The 6,091-nt window shown below is 42.2% G+C and carries 5 protein-coding genes; all 5 read right to left on the minus strand.

What is annotated here, in order from left to right; translation table 11 throughout:
* Positions 1–70 precede the first annotated feature (70 nt).
* Positions 71–775 (minus strand): TIGR02206 family membrane protein, encoded by a 705-nt coding sequence (locus QZ359_RS00730; protein ID WP_293951897.1) that lies wholly within the window; start codon positions 773–775, stop codon positions 71–73.
* 94 nt (positions 776–869) lie between these two features.
* Positions 870–2,243 carry a UDP-N-acetylmuramoyl-tripeptide--D-alanyl-D-alanine ligase gene (gene murF, locus QZ359_RS00735; protein ID WP_261024810.1) on the minus strand — a complete coding sequence of 458 codons (1,374 nt, stop codon included), beginning with the start codon at positions 2,241–2,243 and terminating at the stop codon, positions 870–872.
* Positions 2,244–2,327: 84 nt separating this feature from the next.
* Entirely contained in the window at positions 2,328–3,371 is a 1,044-nt protein-coding gene (locus QZ359_RS00740; RefSeq protein WP_293951904.1) for a D-alanine--D-alanine ligase, read from the minus strand.
* A gap of 175 nt (positions 3,372–3,546) precedes the next feature.
* Positions 3,547–4,143, minus strand: coding sequence for a recombination mediator RecR (recR, locus tag QZ359_RS00745; RefSeq protein WP_049551301.1), 597 nt, complete (start codon positions 4,141–4,143; stop codon positions 3,547–3,549).
* 10 nt (positions 4,144–4,153) lie between these two features.
* Positions 4,154–6,091 (minus strand): penicillin-binding protein 2B (pbp2b, locus tag QZ359_RS00750; RefSeq protein ID WP_293951913.1); only part of this gene is annotated, 1,938 nt, incomplete at its 5' end.

A 6,091-nucleotide genomic window follows, 5' to 3' on the forward strand; every position in this document is an offset into this window, starting at 1 on the left:
GTCCTTTCTCGAGCTTAGCTTTTCATCAACCCACTACAGTTGACAAAGAGCCAAAAAAGAAAGCTCATTTCTAAGCTTTCTTTGCAATCATTTTTTCTGCTTCTTGTTCTAAAAATAGTTCCAAGATTTTCTTTGTCAACGTAATCGCTACTGACAAGGTCAGAGAAACGATTAAATAATTAGCCACTAAGCCGTGATCTCCAACCAATGGCGGTTTTGTCAAGAATCCGTAATCCCCACCTGTTACCAAATTGACTACAAAAATCAAGGCATTTAATGCAAAGGTCATGAGAAAAATTCTTTTCACATCTAGCATTCTCGCATCGTATTGTCTCAAGAGATAAACCAGTGAGTTCCCCAAGAGAGCTAAGTGCCCAAAGATAAAGGACAAAATGGCAATATGTGGAAAAGGATAGGGATCTGGCACTGGATAAACAAAGGCAGCTAATGTCCCAAATGTTCCTAGTAATGCAAAATACTGCCTATATTTAGACTGACCAGGAAGCAAGAGCACCACAAACATAGCCATACGGCAATGGTAAAAGGGTAAACTTTCTGACAGTGGCATATGATTGACCCCATACCAACCATAAAGAAGGATTAACTGAACGGCCTGCAATATTTGGAAAAATCGTTGGTAAACCTTCTTTTCACGATAACGATAGGCTGTATAAAAGGTCAAGGCCAAGAGTGTAAATATACTGACATACCAATAAAGATCAAACTTGGGTGGCTCTGTTGCTTGGGTCGTAAAGAAAATATCCCATAAATTCATCTAGTATTCCTCATGATTCAAAATTTTCCTGCATTTTATTATACCATGCAATGTAAGAAAAATGGATTTAGAAATACGTAAATGTTTAACAAAATCACTTGCATTCATTTTCTAAACTTTCTACCAGCTTAGCTAAATTCATGGAGTTAGAGCCCTTGAGTAAGATTTGATCATTAGCTCCTAGACTTTCCTTGACCTGCTTAACTAGGTCTTCAAATTGGTCTTGGTTTTCTGTTTTCTTGAAGTAGTAAACGTGGCCGATTGGGAACATTTGACTAGCCAATTGGGCCAATTCTGCAATGTCGTCTCCATAGAAAATCACGGTATCCAGCACATCTGGCGAGAGGCTCAAAATCAGCTGGTTATGGAGCTGAACTGACTGGTCACCAAGTTCCTTCATGTCCGCCAAGACAGCGATTTTTTTGCCACCTTCATTGGCTGGAATGGCAGAGAAAGTCTCTAAAATCAGCTTCATAGCAGTTGGATTGGCATTGTAAACATCTGATAAGATATCTGCTCCATTGGCTGCTTTCTTCCATTCGGTACGGTTACGCGTCAATTCAAGGTTTTGGAAAGCCTTATGAATTTGCTCCTCTGAAACCCCTTCTTGTAGGGCAACATAAGACGCAATCATGGCATTAGTGGCATTGTACTTACCAGTCACTGGCAAATCGAGGGCTTGTTCCAAGAAATTAGCCTTAAAGGTCAGACTGTCCTTGCGCTCAATCAAGTCTGTGATTTCCAGCTCTGCTCCTTGCCCAAAACGAACCACCTTTTTATCAGCTGGCAAGTAGTCCTCTACAATAGAGTCAGCCGGTGCCAAAAGCAAAGAACCCGATGCCATACCATCTGCAATTTGCATTTTTCCTTTAGCAATTTCAGAACGATCTTTGAAAAAGGCCAAATGAGCCTCTCCAACCAAGGTCACGATGGCTGTTTTTGGGTGAGCCAATTCAGACAAGAGATGAATATCTCCCAAGTGATCCTGTCCCATCTCCAAAACCAACTTTTCTGTCCCTTCAGGCATATGGAGAACTGTGTAGGGAAGGCCAATCTCGTTATTGTAGTTGCCTTGAGTTTTGTAGGTTTTGTAGGTTGTTGATAGCAAGTGTGCCAACATATCCTTGGTCGTTGTCTTACCATTTGAACCTGTAACTGCAAAGACATCAACAGCTGTTTTTTCAAGATAGTAGGCTGCTAGTTGCTGAAAGGCAGTCAGAACATCATCTACTAGAATGTAAGGATGATTTGCGACCTCTTTCTCAGACAAGGTTACAGCAGCGCCATTTTCAAAAGCTGTTTCGATAAAGTCGTGACCGTCACGCGCACCCTTGAGGGGCACAAATAAATCTCCAGTCCCAATCAATCGACTGTCAAACTCAGCCTTTTCTAACTGGGCGTCCGCAAAAAGACTAACATCATTTTTAGCTCCAACAGCTTGGGCAACTTCATGGATTGTTAATTTCATTTCTACTCCTTTAAAAAGGGTTGAAGTCCGAGAACTCTAGTCACCTTGCAGTGATGGTTCTGGCTCCTACCCTCTCTTTTATTTTTATAGCAAATGCGCTTCGCGCTTGTCAAAACTTTCCTTGGCAAGATCCACCAAACGCTCGATTAGTTCTGGGTAGCTGATTCCCATATTGTCCCAAAGTAGTGGGTACATAGACCACTGGGTGAAACCTGGCATGGTATTGAGTTCATTTAGGAAGATTTCTCCCTTATCTGTATAGAAGAAATCACAACGAGATAGACCTAAACCACCAATCGCACGGAAGGCAGTTTCTGCATTTTGACGCATGACAGCTACCACATCATTACTGATTTTAGCTGGGATATCCATGGTAATCTTGTTGTCAATATACTTGGCATCGTAGTCATAAAAGGCAACATCCTTGACTACTTCTCCTGGTAGCGTGCTTTTGACATCGTAGTTTCCTAGTAGACCAACCTCGATTTCACGGGCATTTACCCCTTGCTCTACCAAGACACGGCTGTCATATTGGAAGGCAAGTTCCAAAGCCTGACGAAGTTCTTCTTGATTTTCAGATTTGGAAATACCGACACTAGAACCCATGTTTGACGGCTTAGTGAAGACTGGATAAGTCAATTTTTCTTCCACTTCAGCGATTTTAGCAGTCACATCATCCCCTTCAACGATAGCCACATAAGGAACTTGGGCAATACCAGCAGATTCCAGAACACGCTTGGTCGTGATTTTATCCATGGCAAGACTAGATGACAAGATATTACAGCCGACATAAGGCATTTTCAAAACTTCAAGGAAACCTTGAACAGAGCCATCTTCTCCCATCGGACCGTGAAGAACTGGAAAGACAACTGCCCCTTCTTCGTAGATGGCACTTGGTACAACTTTCTTATCCCAATCAATGGTCGCATTGGTCATGAGACGGTCCTCTTGACCTGGAGTCTGACTAAATTCCTGCGTTTTGATAAAGTCACCTGACCGACTGATAAAGAAAGTCTTAACTGTGAAACGGTCGTAATTGACCGCACGCATGACACTTTCCGCTGAAAGGACAGAGACTTCGCGTTCCGCACTCCGTCCACCATATAAAAGAATAATCGTTTGTTTCATATTATTTGTCCTAATTCTACTAGAATACTCGCTCTTTAGTATATCATATTTGCTTGTTTTTTTAAAACTTGAACCTGATCCTACTCATCACACTATACAAAAAGAGGCCGATATGAACGATTTTCAGCCTCCTTAATTTTTTATAAATGAATGGAGTTCGTAAATTTGTCTACACTTACAACTCTGTTCGATTTTCAATAGCCCGTAACAGGGTCACTTCGTCCGCATACTCGATATCTGCTCCCACAGCGAGACCTCGTGCCAGGCGCGTAACCTTGATCCCAGCTGGCTTAAGTAAACGGGAAAGATACATGGAAGTCGCTTCCCCATCTGCTGTGGCATTGGTTGCTACGATTACTTCTGAAACTTCACTATCCATCAGACGAGTCATGAGACTCTTGAGATTGATATCGTCCGGACTGATACCATTCATAGGAGAAATAAGGCCATGCAGGACATGATAGAGTCCATGGTATTCCTGGATATTTTCCATGGCCGCCACATCCCGACTATCCTCTAGCACCAAAATCGTTGTCTGGTCACGACTTGAATCGGTACAGATAGAACAAGGATCGTCGTCTGTCAAACGTCCACAAATAGAACAGTAGGTCAATTCTCTCTTAGCAGAAAGGAGATTTTTTGCAAATTCATTGACATCATCATCAGACATCCCAATCGTATAAAAGGCCAGACGCGTAGCCGTCTTAATCCCGATACCTGGTAACTTAGAATAACTGTCAATCAGCTTAGCAATAGGTGTTGGATAAAGCATAATTTCCTTTCTAATTCATCGGATGGTATTTTTGATACAGATTGATAATGTCACGCGCAATAGACGGTCCTACACCATTTGTTAGATTGGTATTATGAGGAAAGACCACTGCAACAGCGATTTGGGGATTATCAGATGGGGCATAGGCCACCGCATTGGTATTGGTTGCTTGCTGACCATCTGCCACATAGCTTTCGGCTGTACCCGTTTTTCCGCTAATGGATACCAAGGCACCATTTGAAAAGGCACGTCCAGTTGTCAATCCACTAGTCCCATGTGCAACCTGATAAAAACCTTGATGCAAGACACTCATATCGGAGTCGGATATATTGACCTTATTCATCTCTGTCGGTTGCAGTTGCTGAATCAAGTCGCCTAGTCCTCCCTTATCATTATTTCCATAAATGCCTTCAACAATACGAGGAGCCACACGAACACCATCATTTGCAATAGTTGCTACATACTGAGCCAACTGCATCGGCGTATAGTTATCAAACTGCCCAAAGGCATTGGTGATGTAATTAGCAAAGCTATACTCTTTGGGAACAAATCCAGTAGATTCATCTGGTAGGTCAATTCCGGTCGCAGCCCCCAAGCCATATTCGCCAAAGGTCGCACGAAGTTTTCCCATAGCTGTTTCCAAATTGCTGGTTCCAACAAACATATTTGGTTGATAGGTCTGGCCCATGATTCCAAGAGCGGTTTGAACCATGTAAGCATTAGATGAATACTCCAAGGCTTCCACAGCTGTAATAGGAAAAGATCCATATGCCAATTTATACCAAGAATAAATTGGAGCTGAACCTTGGAAAACAATAGGCTGATCTGTTAAGGTTTGGTTTCCTGATAAAACACCATTTTCCCAACCTGAGCTGATGGTAGCGGCCTTAACTACTGACCCTGGGACAAAGACATTGGTTACCGTTCCCAAGGAATCAGGCGTCAAGTCTCCCGTTTTCAGGTCATGTTTGAGTCCTGACATAGACAAAACAGCACCTGTTTTGGGGTTAAGGGCGACTGCATACACACCCTCAGAATACTTGGCTCCACCATTTCCTAGCTCGGAATTGAAATAACTTTTCAGCAAAGCATCCACGCTATCTTGGAAGGCCAAATCAATGGTCAGCTTGATATTGTTCCCCTTACTACCTTCCTCAATTGTATCCACGCTTTCCATATTGCCATATTTATCCAGATGGATTTCTTTTACCGAGCGTTTTCCTTGTAAGGTCTCTTCATATTGCTTTTCCAAATAGGAGGTTCCAACACGGTCATTTAGAGAATAGCCTTTTTTAAGATAGGCTTCTGCTTCTTCCGCTGGGAGACCAGCTTTTTCACTGGATACACTCCCTACTATAGAAGAAAGGGAAGTTTCCAAAATCTTTCGATCCCAAGAAGTAGAAATACTAATGCCAGGCATCTCCTTTGAAATAGAGGCAATAACAGCTACCTGAGAATCATTTAGAGGATCTGTCGCAATGGTTCCTGTCGCAAAGTTTCCAACAGCATTTAACTGACTAAAAAGATAGATTTCTTTCTTTTCATCCTCTGTATAGTTTAGTTGACTTGTTGGGACACTATCGACCGCATTGTTATACAGTTCTGATTCGGATAGGCGATTGCCATCTGAATCCAAGCGTTTCTCACTTGGGAGAGCTTCCACTGTTTTTTTATAGATTTCAGGATCAGCCAAATAGTAATCAGCCAGCTGGCGTTCTGTCAAATTTGGCGAACTGATGCTCACATAAGTCAGTAACTTTTTAGCTATTTCTTTTAAGTCTGTAGCCGTCATTTTATTGCTACGCGTAAAGGAAACAACCTGCTTTAACGTATTTTCTACCAAAGGTTTTCCACTAGCATCATAGATTTCCCCACGGGCAGAACTGGTTGTGACCTTGGTCTGACTAGCTGAGGCTAGCTTTTTTTCATAAAAATCCTTGTTCAAAAC

It is taken from the genome of Streptococcus sp. (genome assembly GCF_019414905.1).
Classification (GTDB): Bacteria; Bacillota; Bacilli; order Lactobacillales; family Streptococcaceae; genus Streptococcus.

What these genes read in the sequence shown, in the direction of transcription:
- recR (WP_049551301.1), bottom strand. Translation starts at nt 4,143, where the DNA reads ATGCTTTATCCAACACCTATTGCTAAGCTGATTGACAGTTATTCTAAG.
- murF (WP_261024810.1), bottom strand. Translation starts at nt 2,243, where the DNA reads ATGAAATTAACAATCCATGAAGTTGCCCAAGCTGTTGGAGCTAAAAAT.
- QZ359_RS00740 (WP_293951904.1), bottom strand. Translation starts at nt 3,371, where the DNA reads ATGAAACAAACGATTATTCTTTTATATGGTGGACGGAGTGCGGAACGC.
- QZ359_RS00730 (WP_293951897.1), bottom strand. Translation starts at nt 775, where the DNA reads ATGAATTTATGGGATATTTTCTTTACGACCCAAGCAACAGAGCCACCC.